Raw genomic sequence first — 19,217 nt, 5'->3', positions numbered from 1 at the left:
GTAAATCATTTATAGAGAATTATATTCTTCCCATAACTCATTAACTTTCTCTTGATTAGGAAAATCAGAGCATTTACTATCAACAAAATCTAAGAAATTATCAGCAATTGAAGGCAAAACAAACTGATTATCATATTTTAAATAAGTTATGTCGTTTATTACAAATTTGTTATCTGATCTATAAATCAGCCCCCCTCTTTTCAATAGTATAAACAAGGTTTCATAAGGGTGAGGAAGAATACTTAAATCTTTAATTTCCTTTTCCGATTTGAAAATTTCCCAATTAACAAATAGTGTTAGAAATAAAGACATATATTCCCTAGGACCTACATAGAAATAATCTAACCCCATATTATTTAAATCCATTATTAGTTTCTCCTCTGTTATTAATTCATTAAACCAAGGAGGATTAATATCTAGGAAAAGATTATGATAACTTTTTCTTTTATTAAAAAAATCATTACCATCGAATTTTAGAGCAAGTTTCCAGTTATAAAGTCTTGATTGATACTCTCTAAATAGCAAAATCTTTGAAAAACTGAATTCTCTTTTTTCAATGGTCTTTATAATAGACAATTTTTCTAATTCAATATTATATTTTCTTGTTATATTCATAATTTATAAAAATCAATAAACCAATTTACTATATTATCTAGATTTGAGAAGTCATCTAAATTAGGTGAAGGAGGATAACCTAGCTCAACTCTTCTATTTAATTGGAGGTAATTACCAGAACTTATAATTGGGGACATCTCATGAGCTCCTATATCTGAAACAGTCGTATTTAGATACTTATCTAAGGCTCTAAAACTCAATCCATTTTCCATCAGTTTAGCTTCTATATATTCATGTACTAATAATCGTTTGAAAAGTATTTTTCTAGTTTCATCTAAGGTGTTATTAATAGCATCGTTCCATTCTATAATATCTTCAAGTGTTCTTTCAAAACGACCAATTTGATAAGTTCCATTTTCTACTAAAATAAAATGTTCCTCTATCCAAAAATGATTTTTAACTTTTGTCATTACTTCTAATGGTACATTATAGTTTGAACAAATTATACTTATATCAGAACTATTGTTTGCTATATTGTTAGCAGCAACTAAAGCGCTCACATCTGGTGTCCCATCCACAACCCATTTAACTCCAGGTACTGCAGAAGTTTCATAAGCTGCACTAAATTCCTTACTAAATAGCTGAGCTACTTCTTCATAATCTTTAATTTTAAGATATCCTCTTGCCTTGAAGGATTTTAACCAAATCTGAGAATCTATCTTTATTAAAAGTTGTCCTGCTTCATCTATCTTACCAAAAACAATAGGAGCACTAGGAACCTGTTTAAGAAGGGCTACCATATCATCAGGTAAATCAGAAAAATAATTCAAGAATCTAGCTTTATTAGCTTCATCTAAAATCTCTATTTCTCCTCTTAAAATTAAATCATCATAAAATTTCATTATACCCTCAGTTGTCCTTACTTCAGAGATAACTTCAGGTGTGTACCTTACGGGAAAAGCTCCATCTTTAAATCGTTTAATACCCTCTTCTAAAATAACTCGTTCGTTCTGGGTAAGTTTCGATGCCAATGTAGTATCTTCCAATACTCTTTCACCTATGGCCCAAAAACGGGCAGCTTCTATTTTTGTATAACGTTTAAATATACCTGAACCTATTACCGTACCTGAACCTATGGAAGCTAAAATTCCAGCAGTTCGCATCACATCAAGAATGTCCTGAAAATCTTCGGGGTAGCGTTCTTGTAAATAGGCAACAAAGGCAGAACTAGATGTTAAATATTGAGAAGTATCTCCCGTTACCATAACGGCCCCTACAATAAACCGTACTACCTGTGCCGAACGAACAGCAGCAACAACTTCTCCTATGCCAACTGCTAATGTTAATGCAAAAAGAGTGGTGTTTAAAACATCAAGTATTGTTTCTGTTTTTTCTTTTTCAAGCAAATAATCTACATATCCCGCAAAAGTAAAGAAACTTTTGCCCTGATATTGATTATTAGGATTATTGTCAACAAAAGAAGGGTTTTCATAAAATGTAATAAAAACAATATCAAAATGCTCTAGCGTAAAATAATTAGTTTGATTTTGTAAACATTTCTTGTAATATCCACCAGAAACAGGAACGCCTGGACCTACAGAAGTGATGGCCATCTCAACAAGCGCGGATTTTATACAATAAGTTTCACTAAATTCTATATTACTATCAGTATTTGTTACAATTTCATATTTAACATTATTTTTTTTATTTTTTTCCTTAAGATCATTTATTGATCCCCAAAAAAACTGACCTTTTGATTTGGTTTTAATTTCTTGGTCTGTATAGGGAATTGTAGATTCTGGTGGGATATTGTTATTTATCAACACCATTTTATTCAATTCTTTTACAAAAGCTGTAAAATTGGGCTTGCCAAAAAAATCATCAATTTTCTTAAACAATTGTTTATATAAAGTAATAGATACATCAACGATTTTAGGCATAGTTGCTGTGCCGATGTTGCTCTTTACTTTTAATCTGGTAGATATGAGTTTTTTTAAGAATGAATCATATTGTTGAGGAGTAATAGACAAGAGTATTTTTAAGGCTAAGGTCTCCCGTTCCTGGTAATCTCCATTTGGGGAAACGAAGAACAAATCAGAAAGGCCATCTCTACATAAAACTTTTAACATCAATATTTTCTGATCAACATCAAAAAGCGTTAACATGTTATATTTAAAGAGTAGATTGCAAGCAATGTACATTTGTTCAGGTTCAGTAAGTTTTACTAGCTGATCCTGATGCTCTTTATATATTTGTATCCACCTCTCTAATCCTTTTTTATAATCTAAAAGTTCCCTTTTGGAATAACTGCCATCAAAATCTTGGGTAAATTTAAAAGGGCCCACATTTTGTGCTATTTCTGTAAATTTGTTAAAAGCCAATAGCATCTGCTCGTTGGTATTCTTCATTAATGAAGCAACGTCTGCTACCAGTCTTTTGTCTTTAGATACTACGCCACCATCATAAAAATCAAAATCTTTATACGTTTCAAAGAAGTTTTTAGCAAATGGGCTACTATCTAAGCTTTCACATCTAAAGCGATTACTTTCATCTCTTCCCGGAGCCAATTGTGGGTTTTTTGGGCCATTATAAGGCGGTATATAATTCCAAATATGAAAATTATAACATAATCCACTATCATCTCTTAATGCTCCATAAATCTGATCGTTTGGTTGCGCTTGAACTAATTCGGAATAATTCTTAAATGTAATATCTATAGAAGTATCTTTATTTTTCCAAAGCTTAATATCAACACCTGAATAATCAGTTCCTTTTACCTTCTTGATGTTGTCCATTAGAACTTTAAATTTTACTTCTTCAGCATATGCGATAAATTCTTGGGTAGAATACACATAAATTGCAATATATTTTACTTCATTATAAATAAAAGAAGCAACTTTGCCATTAAGAGTAAAACCAAGATTACTTAATTCGCCAAAGTTGGAAGATTTAACGACTAAGTTATTATGTTGTAGTACGACTGCGTAGTTACTCATATCGAATAGTCTTCTTCGTAATTAATATTTCCCTTAATACTGCTAACCTGTTCTACATATTTGCTGTAATCTTTTGAAAAATAGACATGTTCATCTAAAGAATAAACTATTATTTCTTCTGAAAGAGATAGAATTGAAAGTCGACCCAGAAATGTTTCTACTGACAAAGACAGTGTGTATTTTTTATAAATATCACTATCAGATATAATATCTTCTTCTTTATAATATGGTAATAATATTATTTTGACGTTATTCACATTTGTGTTTTCTATGGCAGATAAAAGAATTTCATTTTCCTGTTTACTTATCCCTAATACAAAATTGGTTTTGATCTGATTATTTCTACTTAATATTAATCCATTTACTTGAATATCATTATCAGTAAAGTCTATTGTTTCAAAAATGGGAAGAAGCTCAGAAATTGAATATTCTCCTTCCTTACTAATTATGGAAGAAGATGTTCCATTGCTCATTACTCCCATATTTATAGGATCTATTTGATCATTTAGTATATCTATGGTTTCACTTAAATAGCTTACTCTACTCATCTGTTCGGTTAGCGACGAGATGATATCTTGTAAAATAATTATACCCACAGCAACTATAAGATTTGGAGTATTTTCTTGTCTTATATTGATAAGTCTAATTTTGTTTATTGATACAGATTTACTTAAAAGAACTTTATCTGTCTTATATAAAGGGCTAGCGTCAACTCCTTCAAAAACATCATCAATATAACTTGGAAAAAATGTTATATCTGAATCACCAAAGAATAAGTCATAATCTTTTCCTTGATAAAACAGTATAGCAAAAGAAGCAATATTGTATTTATTGCCACTGTCTTCTATAGCCGGAACGGTTAACTGTAAAGGTCTTGTCCACTCTGCAGGCGTTCCGTCCACATCATCGGGCAGTGAAAGATTTATCGCATCGCAAAAATTATTATGCTGTGCATTTACCACATTGCCGAGCTGCGCATAAAACATGGCGTTTTGGTTATTAGGGGTTTTGGTAAACTGCAGGTACAAACGATTGATATTTTCGCTATGCAAGCGTGCATCTTCATCTATCAATACAGGCCATTCATTGGTGCGGTAAATGGTTTCGCTAATGGCATTTTCCGTATAACCTTTTTTAAGATCATTGCTGTTGGTATCACTAACTACATAATTGCCATAAAAATTATAAGACCGGGTACGGTCGCCCTGTATATAAATATACCAACGGTGCTTGGTGTATAAAATACTCAGCAAATCGGTATAAATATCATTTGCGGTTTTGTTATGCCACTGGCCAGAAATTCTGGCTTTTACAATACCACCTGCAGCATGAGCACCATAAAAAGCAACAACATCAATAAACTGCAGGACCTGCTCCATACGGCGCAAACGTAGTGCTCCGGTACCTATGGTGTCCCAGATATTGAGTTCTGCCCGCCATAAACGGGCGTATTCAAGATTAAATACAAATCTGGCATCATCGCTAGGTTCGCGAAAATCGCCATAATCAAGCACTACATCTACGCCAAAAACATTGTTATCTACAAACCGGCCCAAAGAGGCACCGCCTTGTATTAAAGGCAGTTCAAAAGCCATATCCGGATCTTCGGTATTGTTGGTATAAGTAGCTTGTTTAAAGAAAAGATCATCCAGCAACATAGTTCCAGGCTGGTTAACAGGGTCATAGCCTATATATTTGGCCAGAAAATCGGGAACAGCCTGCCCCCTACTGGTATAGAAACTGGCAAAGCTGGTATTGATCTTATGGATAAAATCTGAGGTGTTTTCACTAGAAGTCAGTACCTTATTATTGTTATCAAAAAAATCTCCCTTACGCAATCCCCTATATACGAAATATTTTACCTTAATGCCCGGAAAAGGCTGATCAAAAGGACGCAAGATCAGATTAACCAGATCAGCGTTATCTGTTTGAGGCTGCACCAGCACCACGCCTCTGCAAATGGCATAAGCATTGGTTACATAATTTTCCCAGGTTCTAAAAACAGCAGTAAGGCTAAATTGATTGGCTTTTTCTAACGCATTGCTACCCCTCGGACCAAAAGCCTGCCACTCTTCCTGTGAGAAGGTCATAGGATCTGCAAAAAAATAAGATATAGGTGCTGACTTTTCCATACCGGGTCCTGAGTTATTTAGAGGTTTTTATAAATGTTGTACTGCTAACCAGCAAAAAGCATGAAAGTAAAATTTTTAAGTTTTTCATAGCATATAAAGTAATAAGAGTAGAAAAACCCAAACCTAATTTTAAGGTTTAGCAGTTATATATAATTCTGTGTTTGTAAAAAGTACCTAGCTACTGGTAAATCAATACCAGAAGAAATGTTTACAGATAAATTTTCCGGAATTTTTTAGGAAAGAAAAAGTCTTATCCGTTAAAAAAAGACAGCTTGTTATCAGCCTGTTTTCTTTGAGCTTGTTTTGTCTTCATAGGAGTGCGTCTTGGTTTTTAATGAAAGAATAAAAATTTGGTTGTGTAAGCTCAAGATATAAACATTTATTGAATAAGCAAAGAGCTTATTTACTTTTTTCTAATGTTTAACAAAAATTTTATATTTATACTTATTATTTAAACTAAATTAAACTATCTCATGGCAAATTTTAACATTAACGATACTCTGTTAAAGGATCTCATCCATATTAACCAGTACACTTTACCAGAAAGCGATCTTATTTTTATCGGTGTAAGAGGGGCTATCAGTACTACTCCAAACGATCAGTCTTTTAAAAAAGCCCAGACGTTGAACCTAATGGATCTCAATTATATCAATCCCAGATGTACCATATTGCAATGGGCTATCAAAACAAACCAACTGGCTTCATTCCCTGCCAGTACCGTACCCCATATCAGCAGTATAAAAGCAGCTTTGGTGCACGAGGGATTAGGTGCCAATAGCTTGTTTACCGGTATGTACAATGATTACCGCAAGGGATGGCATAAAGCCGGAACAGCTACCGGACATGAAGCATTTAGGCAAAATGCCATACGCCCAATCAGAAGAAGTGCAGATGATCTGGATTATGACAAAGATGATCGTATTGAATACAGCAATCCGCAGGATAATATGCATTGTGGATGGTTCCAGAGTTTAGACTCTACCAGTTATTCAAGTGCCGGATGCCAGGTTATTATGGGTTATCCTAAATGCGGCAGACCAGGCAGAGAAAAAAACATAGGACCATGGGCAGTTTTTCATAAAAATGCTTACAACATACCACAAAATTCTTTCCCCTACCTGTTATTTACCGGAACCGAAGTTTTTCAGCTTGCATCGGGTAACACACCAAAAACCTTTAAACTAAGGTTTGGCTCTAAAGGTTTACTTGTATCTGTTTTGCAGGAGGCTTTAAAAACAAAATCATATTACGAAGGAAATATAGATGGCGATTTTGGCGAGAGAACCATGAGGGCTTTGGTAAATTTTCAGCTCAAAGTTTTTGGCAAAGATGGTGCTGATGGTATTGCCGGACCTTTAACCGCTGAAGAGTTAAAGATTAATCTAAAATATAAAAAAATATAATGGTTCTATAGCGTATTTAAACAAAAAAGCACGTGTTTAATACGTGCTTTTTTGTTTAATCTTAAAATACTAATTCTAAGCATATATATCCTCTGTATATTGAGCAAAAACAAGATCTTTATTGCTTTCTTCTGTTTGTATAAGTGGACTGTTTTTAATGGTTTCAAGCATCATATCTGAATAATTTTTAGCATAAGGTTTAAATTCATTATCAAACCATAAAAATGACGACTGGATTTTAGAAAGCCCAACCAGAGGAATTAGCCCTTCTTCTGTAACCACTTTATAGCCACTCGATTTTTGTGATTTAATGCTCAAACCTAATGAAGCATTAGCCAGATCAATAACCGGCACTTTAGCTGCCGCTTCCAGTGTTATCGAATAATCATTAGAAGTAGATACAACAATAAGTGCCCGCTTGGCTACTACCCTATCTGTAACCAGCACATATTCTCTGCGCCAGATATTTTTATTTTTTTTATGAAGCTCAAGTAACCTCTGTCCAACCTGAAACTTATTTTCTATCATTTCAAACTTGCACTGGGCAGCATTAAAAAACACAGCATTTTCTTTTGAAAAACTGATTTCAATAGAAGCATTTACCGGAACATTCTGTGCATTGGCTTTTACCTGCGGTTTTAACTCAAACTGTACCCCTGTTTTACTGGTAAAAAATTTTTCGTCAGAGCTGTTATCTTTACGTATTTTTATTTTAAGATCTTTAAGCTCTTCTATGTTTGCAATATTACCCTGCTGAACAAAGATATTGCCTTCCATAACACCAAAATCTCCTAGTTTAACCGGAAATCCGGGCTCCCAAACTCCATACAGAACTTTTTGGTTCTCTTTTACTGCATCTGAGTAAACTTTTGCTATTGAATTTGCCATAACTTTTGGTTTTAGATAGATTAATATAATTTATAAACGGATCTCTCTAGTTGTAATTATTACCCCAAAATGTACCGACCAATTGTGTATTAAGAAAATAGAATGAAAAGAATGGCGAAAATTCATGAGGCATTAATTAGCTGTAAAATAAAGACTTACAATAAGCAATATACCATAAAAGAATAAACAAAGCAAATCTAATTTAGGTAGTTCATTTACAGCAGATAAGCATCATAGAAAAACATCTGGAGGTTAAACATAAAAAAACGCAACCCATTTTACCGGATTGCGCTGTTATAAAATTTACAAAAAATTTAAATCCCTAAAAACTTAAAAGCTTTGGTTTCTTTAAAATAGCCATTGGTTTTACCATTGTACGTAGCATAATTAGATAAATCTAACTTCATCACCTTTCCCCTATTGCTCAGATCAAAATCTTTAAGATTTACCCAGAAAGTATTGGGGGTTAATACAGTTTCAAAGTAATAAACCAGATTTTTCTGATCGGCAACAGAACGCCAGCGGGTTGATGAGATATTAGGTTCAGTTTCTGATGAAATACCAAAAGGTACAGAACAGTTTCTGATTACGCTGAATACACTTGCTACGGCAATTCTTGCATCTTCTGTTTGAGGTATGGCATTGATATAATAAGAAGCCCGTACAAAACGATCGGCGGCCCTGTTCGTTCCGGGCAATACCATTGTTCCCGGTACGCTTTTCCAGTAACTATCTAGTGCAAGCTGCTCATTAAATAAAGGCGAGTTGGTCATTACCGTATATTTATTACTATGATGAACCATCAGTTTGCCTTTAACGTATTCAAAAATGGCATTATCTCCTTTGGCATCAGATATAGATAAATGCAGGGTGGTAAATTTTTTCGTACCCGGCACATAATCGCTCACAATTACAAAGGGTTCTTTCTTTAAAACCTGCACAGCCTCTTCAACCGTGCCGTAATTATCCAATACATATTGTGCCCAGGCCGAGATTGAAATTCCTCTTTTACTCCCTTTAGGATCAAACTTAGGATATTCAGATTCTACCAGCCACAAAACATTGGCTACCAAACCTTTTTCATTTAAACCGTCAACAGTGGCAATGTCCCAGGCACTGCTAATTACACTTCCATACTTTGAAGTCCATTCTACCGATCTAGGGCCAACCTCGCCAGATCGCTGCATACCACGCGGAAAAGCCCAGATATTTGCCTGAATCTCATCTTTCCAGTCCATTGATCGGGCGGTAATCACATTCCCATTTGGGCCCTTATAAACCACCCGGGTACAGGCAAATAAACTGTTGAAGGGTAAAAAGAAGCTGCTGCACGTTATTAATAACGTGAATAATGATTTTTTCATAGATAAGTTTTTTTAGTGATGTATGTTAAATATACATTTTTAAAGTGAGCATGCCAAAGTTTTCAGACTTCTAAACCATGCTATATATCTCTTTCAGCAATATGCATCGTTAAAAAGTGTTAAAACATTTTTGTTATTACGAATTATTCGTAGATTTACGATAAACAAATAGAATAAATATGAAAAAACTTTATTTCTCCCTATTGGCTGTTGTAATCAGTGTCAATAGTTTTGCCCAGAAGGCCGATAAAACCTTAGCTACAATTACCTATAAACTTTCGCACGTTAAAGATACTACCCAACGTGATAATGTAATCCCTGAAGAAATGATCGTTTTTTTAGGTAAGAATACTGCGTATTATACCAGCTATGATCGTATTAAAAGAGATATACAGGTTAGAAAATCTATCGAAGAACAGATCAAGAACCAGGGCGGTCAACCTACTTCAATTTCTATTAACAGAACATCAACCACTCCTGTTACCAATGTAGATTTTTATTTTTTTCTGAAAGATAACAAGTTCTTTGAAAAAGAAAACCTTATTAACGACTATCTGATAGAAAATCCTCTAGATAAGCCTAATTGGACCATTACCAAAGAAACCAAACTCATAGCCGATATGAAATGTACCAAGGCTACAGCCCGTTTTAAAGGCCGCAACTGGACAGCATGGTTTAACCCTGATATGCCTTTTCAAGCCGGTCCATGGAAGCTTAATAACCTGCCAGGTTTAATTGCAGAAGCTTATGATGATAAAAATGAAGTACGTTTCGATTTTATCAGTTTTGAAAAAATGACCCCTGAAAAAATAGCCGAATTAAAAGGCACTGATAATTCTAATGTTGTTCCGGGAGTAAAAATGGTAGCATTGGGTAACTCCTCTACATTACCTTTTGAAGAAATTAAATTACCTGAAAATGCCTCACAAATAAGTGCTAAAGAACTGGCAAGGTTAAAAGAAGCCCGAGATAAAGATCCTCAAGGCTTTTATAAAACGCAAATGGCAGCACGCGGAATGGATATGGGTAGTATGATCACCACAACCGGACGTAGAATGACCGTAGCCGCTTCGGTTCCTGCAGTTAAATTCACTTTTAATAATCCTATTGAATTGCCTGAGAAATAATCTTATTTAAAAACCAAACACACAATACAACATGAATAAGCCAATTTGTTTATGTTTCATCATTAACCTTTTAGTCTGCTTCAGTGCGCTTGCACAAAAGCAGCTAAAGGGTAAGGTGAGCGATGCTAACGGCAAGCCCGTTGATGCCTGTATCATTAACATTAAAGATCAGGAAGATAACATTGTAAATTATACCAGAACTAATGATAAAGGTGCTTTTACCCTAACTCTACCTAAGGAGGAAGCAGGATTAAAATTAGAAGCCAAAATATTGGGTTACGCTACAGAAACGCTTGATATTTCTGCGCAGAAGGATAGCTACAACTTTATACTTAAAGAAAAAGAAATGGAATTAAAAACGGTTGAAATTAAAAACCGTCCGTCTTTAAGTTACAATGGCGATACTTTAAATTACCGTGTATCTGATTTTAGCGATAAACAGGATCGTTCTATTGGCGATGTACTAAAAAAAATGCCTGGCGTTACAGTTGAAGAAAATGGGAAAATATCATACAATGGCAAGGATGTTAAAAACCTTTACATAGATGGGGATAATCTGCTTAATGACAAATATGGAATTGGCACTAAATCTATTCCGCATGGAGCAGTTGATAAAGTACAGGTTATTGAAAACGATCAGCCCATTAAAATGTTGCAAAAAAACAATAACAGTGATGATGTGGCCATTAACCTCCAAATAAAAGACGATGCCAAGTTAAAAATGATGGGTGATATCAAGGCTGGCTTAGGATTACCTGAAAAATTTGATGGTAGTTTTAATGGCATGTTATTTAAGAAAGATACCAAATTTGTAAACAGTATTAAAGGCAACAACGCAGGCATAGATGCCTCTAGCGAATTAACCAGTTTTGGTTTTGCGGCAAACCCTAAACCTAGTGCATTTTTATCTGCTGGTTCTGTAGGTGTGCCTACCCTTCCGGCAAACAGAACGCTGTTCAACAATTTGGGTATAGCCAATCTCAATAACCTGTTCAAATTCAATAAAGACCTGCAATTAAGGGCTAATATGCATTACCTGTACGATAAACAGAGTATGGCTTATAACCGCTTTTCTGAAACCTATCTGGGTAATCAGACCATCAGCTATCAAGAAACGCAGTACAACACCTTACAGCCGCAACGCTTAAAAGGACAATTTACCCTTAATCAGAATAAAGAAAATACCTACCTCAACAATGCGCTTACCGCTGAATATAATCCAATTAAAACCATTTCTAATGTGGTCATTAATCAGATTGCAGCTAACCAGGTATTAAGACAGGAAATGTTCGATTTTTCTAACGATCTGAATTACCGCTTCAAAATCAGCAAAAACAATACATTAAACCTGTATTCTTTTATCGATAAAAGTGCACAGCCCGAAAATCTGGGCATTAGTCCTGGTATTAATGCTGATATACTGAACAACAATCAACCCTATGCAGGATTAAATCAAAAAGTAAACATCCCTGCATTTTATACCAATAATTATGCAGCCATCAGTTTTGCAAAAGGCCAATTTACGCACTCTTATAAATTAGGCTTGAATTACCAGAACCAAACGCTGAATAGTAACCTGATCAAAAATTTAGATGGCAGTACGCAAACAGAGGTTGATCAAAGCATGAAAAATGACCTAAACTGGAATAAGCTGAACTATTATGCAGAATCTTCTGTTGAGTACAGTACTGGTAGAACCAAGGCCAATCTGGCCTTACCACTTAGCTGGATAGACATTAATTATAAAGATGATCTGCAGAATGTAAACAGTGGTTTAGAAAAATTGATCTTTAATCCGGTATTTAGATTGCAGCAAAAGGTTGGCAGAGAAAATGAGTTCAATATAAATTATGCATTCCGCAACAACGTAGGTAACATTACCGATGTTTACCATGGCACTATTTTAAAGAACTACCGTTCATTCTTCTCTAACAATGCACCTCTTTCAGAGAGCAACGTACATAATTTTGGGGGATCTTTTAATTACAAAAAAGCTGTAAAAATGTTCTTTGCCAATTTAGGTGCAAACTATAGTATCATAAATAATAATACGATCTCATCCTATCAGTTAACCAATAACACACAGGAAAGAATCGTGTTACCTTTAAAGAACACTGTAAGAAGTTTAAATACTACAGCGGGCATCAGCAAGTATTTATTTGATATAAGCACTACTGTTAATTTAAATGCTTCTTATTCTAATTCTAGTTTTAACCAGCTACAGAATAATGTATTGTTACCTTACAGCAGCAATAATTACCAGTATAAATTTGGTTTTGAAAGCAGGTTTATTAAGTCATTAAGTATAACTTATGAAGGGCTTTTTAATCAATCTTTCAATACTGCCAAACAAACACAGGTTAAAACCAGCTTTAATCAGTTTAAGCAAAATGCGGGTGTGAGGTATAGCATAAAAGATATCAGTTTCTTCTTAAATACCGACTATCTTCTTACCTACCAGAAAGACCAACCCAATCTGAGTTACGTGTTTGCAGATTTTTCTGTACGTTACCGCATTGCTAAAATCAAAACTGATATAGATTTTGTAGTGAACAACCTATTTAATGTAAAGAAATTTGAAGCCATTTATGTTTCTGCCAATAATTACTCTAACGGTAGTTATAATATTCCGGGCCGTATTGGTTTACTAAAAGCCACTTTCAATTATTAAGTAAAGTAACAACTAAGTTTAAATCTCTCATTGTTACATGAAACTGTTATTGTCATATTGAGCTTGTCGAAATATAAAAGCCCTTACATAGAGGCTTCGACAAGCTCAATATGACACAAAAAGCAACAATTTAGACTTCCTAGCTTTCCGTAGCCAACCTCACAAACCACTATTTAAACGTTAATACTAAAATTTACGTTACCCTGAACTCGTTTCAGGGTCTATATCAATAACCAATCAGAGAAAAAACATCAATTTAGAATAACACACAAACAAAAAAGGCTTCTATTAAGAAGCCTTTTTTGTTTGTTATCTTTTTAATGATAATGCTGCTACTGTTTTTTCATCTCTATATAAATCTCTCCAATTTTAGCAGGCTCTTCCTTTTTAACTACGGTAACAGATTTAATGTCTCCAATATTGAGCTTTTTAACTTCGCCCTCGTCAACCCTAACACCCTTTATGAAAAAATCAACACCTTCTTCTTTGTTTACGGGCATTTTATAACCTCTAACCATTACAACTTTCTTAGCATTAGTTTCATTTTTATCAGGCTCGTTATCACGATTACCTTCTTCATTATCGCTAATGTATAAAATTCTTGTTTGAAAAGAAAGTACATTGCTGGCTTTCAGCACAGCCTTACGAACATTATTGTACAATTTCACTTCTTTCTGGTTTAGGGTTCCTTTTAATGAATCTGCCGCATTCAAATCCGTATGCAAAGCTTCTAAAACCGTATGATTTACTTCTTGCACAGATTTACCTGATGCTTTAGCTATAGCAGGTTGCAAGTTATCTTCAACTGTTTTCGGTTGATCTAAAACAGGGTTTAAATTAATTTGCTTAATGATATTGCTTACCGGAGCCAAAGATTTAACCATTTCTTTTTTAGATATGGTAAAGGCTAACGTGGTAATCAAGATAACGGGCAACAGCAGCACATACAGACTTAATTTTAATTTAGAAGATGGGCGTGCATTCATCATCTTGATCCTTTGCTTCAAATCTGACAAGTTAAAATTATTAACGAATTGCACAGAATGCCGCAATTGCCCCACATCGAGTAAACTGTATTGGTAACGCTTGCGATCTATACCATTGCTAATGATCCTCTTATCTGTAATAAACTCAAGGTTTTCTTTTACAGCCTTTTTCATTAACCATACCCCTGGATTAAACCAGTAAAAAACCACGCTCAATTCGGCCAATAAAATATCTAGCGTATGCAATTGCTTTACATGTATGTGTTCATGTGCCAAAATAGCTTCAAGTTGTTCTTTACCATGAAGTGCCGGATTTATGTATATGCTTTTCCAGAATGAAAAAGGACTTACATCTTCTGCAAGTATTCTAACTGGATAGTTATCTAATACTCCCTTTTTACTTTTACTATGGATTTTATATAACGACAAAAGTTGAACAGCAAAACGTATCGCCATAACAAATACCCCAACAAAGAATACCAAACTCAATACATTCCAAAAATTGTGTATCCAAGATGCTTGTTCTATTTCTTGGCTTACATTGCTTAGATTAGGAACATAATCCTGCAATTTACGATCAAGATTCTGCCTGTAAAAAAACTCCGTAAGATCCACAAAAGGATACAACGTTGAAAAGAAGATACCGAATAGCAGAAATACACGGTTAATAACATAAAAAGTTAGCTTGCGCAACCAAAAATAATAAGTTGCCGCAAATACAAGCAGCACCAGGTTTATTTTAACAAGCAAAAGAAATAGATGAGGCATAACTTATTGTTCTGGTTTTTCAATTAGTTCAATGATCTCTTTTAGTTCTTTAGCGCTTATTTTTTTGTCTTTGGCAAAAAAAGCAACAAGCTCTTTGTATGAACTTTGGAAGTAGTTATTTACAAAACCGTTCATAAAGCGTTTTTTATACTCCGCTTCTTTTACCGCCGCACTGTATCGAATGGCATTGGCATAACGCTCGCCTTTTAAAAAGCCCTTACGTTCAAGGTTTTTAACGGTAGAAGCCAAAGTAGTGTAAGGTGGTTTAGGCTCGGGCATTACATCCATAAAATCTTTGATAAAACCAGGTCCTACCTGCCAAACAGCCAGCATCGCTTCTTCTTCCTGTATAGTTAACTTTTCCATCCTTTAATTACGAAATAATCGTAAATATAAAAATTATCTTTTTAATAAACATACTTTTTAACCGAAAATAAAAAAGCCCCAACATTCTCAATGTCAGGGCTTATGCTTTATTTTAGTTAGCTTAATTTTTAGTGTATCGCTGTTCAGCTTCATTTACGGTTTGCTCAACCAGTTTCTGTAATTTTATAGCTCGCTCTAAATATGCAGGATTTTCATTGTAATTGCTCATAAAAACAACTTTCTTATGCTGTTTTTCGTACTTAAAATCCATCTCATAACGCAATATTTTATCGTTGTGTACCGTATCGCTTTTGTTGATCAACGTATCTGGAATATTAAACAGGTCATCCTGATTAATCTTACTGTTCAAGTAAATGATGTTATAGGTTCTCAGCTTAAAAGTCTTGTAAATCGGTCTATCTCGCTGATCTAAATAGCTGTATGCCCCTGTAGCAGAATTGTAATGGTTTAGCAAGCTGTCTCCTGTTCCCCAACTGTAATCTAGTGAAATAAATGAGGCCGATGTATTGGCGTTTTTCTTGATCTGCAGAAAAAAGTAAATAGCCATAACCACAATAGCCACTACAGATATACCACCCATTAACCTTAAATTGATTTTACTTTTTTTCTTTTCCATCATTAATTAGCCTTACGTTCAGCATCGTTTAACATTTGCTCAAGTGTTTTCTGCATCTGTACGGCAGCGCTCTTTAACTTCGGATTACCATTAAAATCGGGATAAAAAGTAACTTCTTTAGACTTTTTCTGGTAATTAAATTTCATGTAATACTTCAGTGCTTTAGGATTTTTAAGATCTTCTTCACCATTGGCTATCTGCCCTGGTAAATTCCAAAATCCTTGTATATGTGCTACACTATCCAAATAAAAAAAATCCTGGGTATTAAATTTAATTTGCTTAACCACAACAGAGTCCTTGTTATTTACATACCTGTAAACACCAGTTGCCGAATTATAAGAATTTTCAAGGCTATCGCCTACGCCCCATTTGTATTCAAAAGACACAAATTCTTTCGCTTTAAACGGTGCATTTCTGATAATAGGCGCATAATAAACAATACTGTAAATTATAAACGGTACAACTACCGATAAGATTAAAAATATTTTTTTCCCTTTTGTTGTCATTTTATCTGTATTAAGCTGCGTTTAAAGCTTCTTCATCAAACTCACCCTCCCATTTGGCTATTACCACAGTTGCCAAACAGTTTCCTATTACGTTAACAGATGTTCTGGCCATATCCATCAATTCATCAACACCTAAAATGGCCGCAATAATATAAGTAGGTAAACCAAACTGATCGGCCGTTGCAATTAAAATGATTAATGATGCTCTTGGTATAGCTGCAACACCTTTACTGGTGATCATTAAAGTAAATACAATAATTAACTGCTGACCAAATGATAAATGCATACCCGCTGCCTGCGCCACAAAGATAGAAGCTAAAGACAGATACAAAGTTGTACCATCAAGGTTAAAGCTGTAACCTGTTGGAATTACAAAGGATACGATTTTACGCGGAACACCAAATTTTTCCATTGCACTCATTGCCTTAGGCAAAGCAGCATCAGAGCTGGTTGTGGCAAAAGCAATAGAAACTGGTTCTTTAACCGCATTGATAAATTTCAATACAGGTATTTTCAGGTATAAGGCAACCGGCAAAAGCACCAATAATAAGAAAGCTATTAAAGCTAAATACAAGGTTGCTACCAGCATAAAAAGGTGTTTTAAAATATCAACGCCCATGTGTCCAACCGTATAAGCCATTGCCGCACCTACGCCTATTGGCGCAAAATACATGATCAGGTTGGTAAACTTGAACATGGTTTCTGAAAGACTTTCGCAGAAATCTACCAAAGGCTTTCTTTTCTTTTCTTCAACCATAGCCAAACCAATTCCAAACAATACTGCAAAAATTACAATCTGTAATACCTGTGCCTCATAAACTGCTTTTACAATATTTTCAGGAAAAATATCTCTGAAAAAAGAGAAGGTTTTATACACCCAGTGCACCGAATCTGGTATATGCTCCAATAATTTAACATCAGCAGTATTTACAGGTGCTTTAGGCAGTTCTTCGTGAGCCATTTTGCTTACATCAACACCAACCCCCGCTTTAGAAAGATTAATAGCTGCCAAGCCTATAAATAAGGCCATGGTAGTAGCGCAATAGAAATATAACATTGATTTCCAGGCCATTCTTCCTACTTGCTTTAAATCAGAATGCCCTGCAATACCATATACCAATGTTGCAAATAAAATAGGTCCTACAATGGTTTTAACCAATTTGATAAAACCTTTACTTAAAGGTTGAAAGGCAATGGCAAGACCAGGAAAATCTACACCCAGAAAAATTCCCAACAACATACAGGTTAAAATCCATGTAGTTAGGTTTTTCTTAACAAATGCATGCACAACCAAAATAATGGCCAGAACCCAACGGGTAGCCATCATCATTTGTTCAGGAACTGCTACCAGGTCAAATTCTTTCAATAAGGTAATGATGATCGCAATAGTAACGGCAATTAAAGTAATAAAACCGATCCGAGATTTTTTCATTTTTTAGTTTTTAGTAAAAGGGCATCCTCTTAATTGTCTGTCTTCTTTTATCCTTGCTGGTAAAGACCCAAGAGCCCTACTACCTGTGCAATGAATTTGACAAAAATAATTATTTGACATTAGCAAGCAAACATTTATTATATTAGACGGCAATAAAGCTTGTAACAATTTATGTGAGTTTTATTCTAATAAATACACCAATCCTATAAATGGACTTAAAAGATCAGCTTTTTAAAGAAATTTTTGATAAGAATTCCAAGAAGATTTTTCACCTCTGTTACGGTTATACCGGCGATAAGGATGCGGCTAACGATCTGTTACAGGAAACGTTTTTAAAAGTTTGGCAGAACTTAGATAAATTCAGAAACAAATCACTGATCTCTACCTGGATCTACCGTATTGCCGTAAATACCTGCTTAACTTATCTGCGTTCAGAAAAAAGACAGTCTAAAGACGAGTTAACTGATAATATTATTGAGAACAGAATAGAAGAATATTCTGAAAAGAATGAACAGATAGCTTTACTGTATAAATCTATTGCTAAGTTAGAAGAGAATGACCGTTTAATTATTACCATGGTTTTAGATGAGCTGCCTTACAATGAAATTGCAGAAATATCAGGTATTAGTGAAGGCAATCTGAGAGTAAAAATCCATCGTATCAAACAAAAACTTACCGAAATTTATAATCAACATGCAAGAATTTGATCATATAGAAGCAATTTGGGCTCAGCATGACGTTGATGTTAAAATATCTGCCGATGAAATGCTGAAACAGGCTAAGAAAGAGGTAAATAGCATTAAGACCAAATCACTGCTAAATATTGTAGGCATGGCGCTTTCAATTGTAGCCATTGCGGTATTGTGGCTTTTCTTTGATTTTAAATCCATTACCACCCACATTGGCATAAGCATTGTAATTCTGGCCATAGCTATTTATACTTTTATCTTATATAAAAACTATAAAACCTTAACCAATACAGATTTCACCAGGCATCCGGCCGATTTTATTGCAGATTTAAAAAGCTACCAAATACAACGTTACAAGATTTACAGCAAACTATATTGGTTTTATATGATCGCTCTTTCAATTGGGATGATCCTTTATTTCTTTGAAATATTGATGATGATGAGTGTGCCTATGCAGATTCTTACCTGGGTAATTACTTTTGGATGGGTTGTATTCTGCTCTACACTGGTAAGAAAAGCCGTTATCAAAAAAGACAAAGAACGTATTACCTTGCTGATAGATAAATTTGAGCGTATAAACAACCAGTTTAACGAACCAAAATAGTTTTTAGCATCCAATATTTTTTCGCTTTTAAAAGCAAATTAAAATTGCTATAACCCTGTGTTTTATAGCTACAATTGTTATTTTTGCAAAAAT

Annotated in this window: 15 protein-coding genes; 5 read left to right on the top strand and 10 right to left on the bottom strand. The window is 34.5% G+C overall.

What is annotated here, in order from left to right:
* Positions 1-9 precede the first annotated feature (9 nt).
* From MMF97_RS10355 to MMF97_RS10345, 3 genes are read right to left on the bottom strand one after another with little or no spacing between them, the layout of a single operon-like run.
* Entirely contained in the window at positions 10-615 is a 606-nt protein-coding gene (locus tag MMF97_RS10355; RefSeq protein WP_243362183.1) for a hypothetical protein, read from the bottom strand.
* The gene (locus MMF97_RS10350; RefSeq protein ID WP_243362182.1) at positions 612-3,551 is read right to left on the bottom strand and encodes a hypothetical protein; all 2,940 of its coding nucleotides are present in this window, start codon (positions 3,549-3,551) and stop codon (positions 612-614) included. The genes MMF97_RS10355 and MMF97_RS10350 overlap by 4 nt, the downstream gene beginning before the upstream one ends.
* The gene (locus MMF97_RS10345) at positions 3,548-5,683 is read right to left on the bottom strand and encodes a hypothetical protein (RefSeq protein ID WP_243362181.1); all 2,136 of its coding nucleotides are present in this window, start codon (positions 5,681-5,683) and stop codon (positions 3,548-3,550) included. The genes MMF97_RS10350 and MMF97_RS10345 overlap by 4 nt, the downstream gene beginning before the upstream one ends.
* A gap of 473 nt (positions 5,684-6,156) precedes the next feature.
* Here MMF97_RS10345 and MMF97_RS10340 point away from each other — a divergent pair, with 473 nt between their 5' ends.
* Positions 6,157-7,086: a peptidoglycan-binding domain-containing protein gene (locus MMF97_RS10340; RefSeq protein ID WP_243362180.1), complete on the top strand. Its 930-nt coding sequence runs from the start codon at positions 6,157-6,159 to the stop codon at positions 7,084-7,086.
* A 75-nt stretch (positions 7,087-7,161) separates the two neighbouring features.
* On the opposite strand, the gene MMF97_RS10335 is transcribed toward MMF97_RS10340, so the two are convergent.
* Positions 7,162-7,974, bottom strand: a complete 813-nt coding sequence (locus MMF97_RS10335) for a hypothetical protein (protein ID WP_243362179.1) — start codon at positions 7,972-7,974, stop codon at positions 7,162-7,164.
* A gap of 314 nt (positions 7,975-8,288) precedes the next feature.
* A complete protein-coding gene (locus tag MMF97_RS10330) occupies positions 8,289-9,338 on the bottom strand; it encodes a linear amide C-N hydrolase (protein ID WP_243362177.1) in 1,050 nt (349 codons plus the stop codon).
* 179 nt (positions 9,339-9,517) lie between these two features.
* On the opposite strand from MMF97_RS10330, the gene MMF97_RS10325 reads away from it, so the two are divergent.
* Both MMF97_RS10325 and MMF97_RS10320 read left to right on the top strand, forming a co-directional pair.
* A complete protein-coding gene (locus MMF97_RS10325; RefSeq protein ID WP_243362175.1) occupies positions 9,518-10,465 on the top strand; it encodes a GLPGLI family protein in 948 nt (315 codons plus the stop codon).
* A 31-nt stretch (positions 10,466-10,496) separates the two neighbouring features.
* Positions 10,497-13,136 (top strand): carboxypeptidase regulatory-like domain-containing protein, encoded by a 2,640-nt coding sequence (locus MMF97_RS10320; RefSeq protein WP_243362173.1) that lies wholly within the window; start codon positions 10,497-10,499, stop codon positions 13,134-13,136.
* A 332-nt stretch (positions 13,137-13,468) separates the two neighbouring features.
* Here the strand turns inward: MMF97_RS10320 and MMF97_RS10315 are convergent, their stop codons facing one another.
* The 5 genes from MMF97_RS10315 to MMF97_RS10295 form a co-directional block, all read right to left on the bottom strand.
* Positions 13,469-14,890, bottom strand: coding sequence for a M56 family metallopeptidase (locus tag MMF97_RS10315; protein ID WP_243362170.1), 1,422 nt, complete (start codon positions 14,888-14,890; stop codon positions 13,469-13,471).
* A 3-nt stretch (positions 14,891-14,893) separates the two neighbouring features.
* Entirely contained in the window at positions 14,894-15,256 is a 363-nt protein-coding gene (locus MMF97_RS10310) for a BlaI/MecI/CopY family transcriptional regulator (RefSeq protein WP_243362169.1), read from the bottom strand.
* A 121-nt stretch (positions 15,257-15,377) separates the two neighbouring features.
* Positions 15,378-15,893, bottom strand: coding sequence for a hypothetical protein (locus tag MMF97_RS10305; RefSeq protein WP_243362168.1), 516 nt, complete (start codon positions 15,891-15,893; stop codon positions 15,378-15,380).
* Between the two features lie 2 nt (positions 15,894-15,895).
* Complete coding sequence (locus MMF97_RS10300; protein ID WP_243362167.1) at positions 15,896-16,399, bottom strand: hypothetical protein; 504 nt, start codon at positions 16,397-16,399, stop codon at positions 15,896-15,898.
* Positions 16,400-16,409: 10 nt separating this feature from the next.
* On the bottom strand, positions 16,410-17,831 hold the full coding sequence (locus MMF97_RS10295; RefSeq protein WP_243362166.1) for a dicarboxylate/amino acid:cation symporter: 1,422 nt from the start codon (positions 17,829-17,831) through the stop codon (positions 16,410-16,412).
* 209 nt (positions 17,832-18,040) lie between these two features.
* On the opposite strand from MMF97_RS10295, the gene MMF97_RS10290 reads away from it, so the two are divergent.
* Positions 18,041-18,538: an RNA polymerase sigma factor gene (locus MMF97_RS10290; protein ID WP_243362165.1), complete on the top strand. Its 498-nt coding sequence runs from the start codon at positions 18,041-18,043 to the stop codon at positions 18,536-18,538.
* The gene (locus tag MMF97_RS10285; protein ID WP_243362164.1) at positions 18,525-19,124 is read left to right on the top strand and encodes a hypothetical protein; all 600 of its coding nucleotides are present in this window, start codon (positions 18,525-18,527) and stop codon (positions 19,122-19,124) included. The genes MMF97_RS10290 and MMF97_RS10285 overlap by 14 nt, the downstream gene beginning before the upstream one ends.
* Positions 19,125-19,217: the final 93 nt, after the last annotated feature.

Origin of the sequence: Pedobacter montanisoli (assembly GCF_022809115.1) — a bacterium.
Taxonomy (GTDB): Bacteria; Bacteroidota; Bacteroidia; order Sphingobacteriales; family Sphingobacteriaceae; genus Pedobacter; species Pedobacter montanisoli.
The sequence above is the reverse complement of the archived record's forward strand: the minus strand, read 5'-3'. Positions and strand labels throughout refer to the sequence as shown.

What these genes read in the sequence shown, in the direction of transcription:
- MMF97_RS10315 (WP_243362170.1), bottom strand. Translation starts at nt 14,890, where the DNA reads ATGCCTCATCTATTTCTTTTGCTTGTTAAAATAAACCTGGTGCTGCTT.
- MMF97_RS10290 (WP_243362165.1), top strand. Translation starts at nt 18,041, where the DNA reads ATGGACTTAAAAGATCAGCTTTTTAAAGAAATTTTTGATAAGAATTCC.
- MMF97_RS10295 (WP_243362166.1), bottom strand. Translation starts at nt 17,831, where the DNA reads ATGAAAAAATCTCGGATCGGTTTTATTACTTTAATTGCCGTTACTATT.
- MMF97_RS10325 (WP_243362175.1), top strand. Translation starts at nt 9,518, where the DNA reads ATGAAAAAACTTTATTTCTCCCTATTGGCTGTTGTAATCAGTGTCAAT.
- MMF97_RS10300 (WP_243362167.1), bottom strand. Translation starts at nt 16,399, where the DNA reads ATGACAACAAAAGGGAAAAAAATATTTTTAATCTTATCGGTAGTTGTA.
- MMF97_RS10340 (WP_243362180.1), top strand. Translation starts at nt 6,157, where the DNA reads ATGGCAAATTTTAACATTAACGATACTCTGTTAAAGGATCTCATCCAT.
- MMF97_RS10355 (WP_243362183.1), bottom strand. Translation starts at nt 615, where the DNA reads ATGAATATAACAAGAAAATATAATATTGAATTAGAAAAATTGTCTATT.
- MMF97_RS10345 (WP_243362181.1), bottom strand. Translation starts at nt 5,683, where the DNA reads ATGGAAAAGTCAGCACCTATATCTTATTTTTTTGCAGATCCTATGACC.
- MMF97_RS10310 (WP_243362169.1), bottom strand. Translation starts at nt 15,256, where the DNA reads ATGGAAAAGTTAACTATACAGGAAGAAGAAGCGATGCTGGCTGTTTGG.
- MMF97_RS10330 (WP_243362177.1), bottom strand. Translation starts at nt 9,338, where the DNA reads ATGAAAAAATCATTATTCACGTTATTAATAACGTGCAGCAGCTTCTTT.
- MMF97_RS10320 (WP_243362173.1), top strand. Translation starts at nt 10,497, where the DNA reads ATGAATAAGCCAATTTGTTTATGTTTCATCATTAACCTTTTAGTCTGC.
- MMF97_RS10305 (WP_243362168.1), bottom strand. Translation starts at nt 15,893, where the DNA reads ATGGAAAAGAAAAAAAGTAAAATCAATTTAAGGTTAATGGGTGGTATA.
- MMF97_RS10350 (WP_243362182.1), bottom strand. Translation starts at nt 3,551, where the DNA reads ATGAGTAACTACGCAGTCGTACTACAACATAATAACTTAGTCGTTAAA.
- MMF97_RS10285 (WP_243362164.1), top strand. Translation starts at nt 18,525, where the DNA reads ATGCAAGAATTTGATCATATAGAAGCAATTTGGGCTCAGCATGACGTT.
- MMF97_RS10335 (WP_243362179.1), bottom strand. Translation starts at nt 7,974, where the DNA reads ATGGCAAATTCAATAGCAAAAGTTTACTCAGATGCAGTAAAAGAGAAC.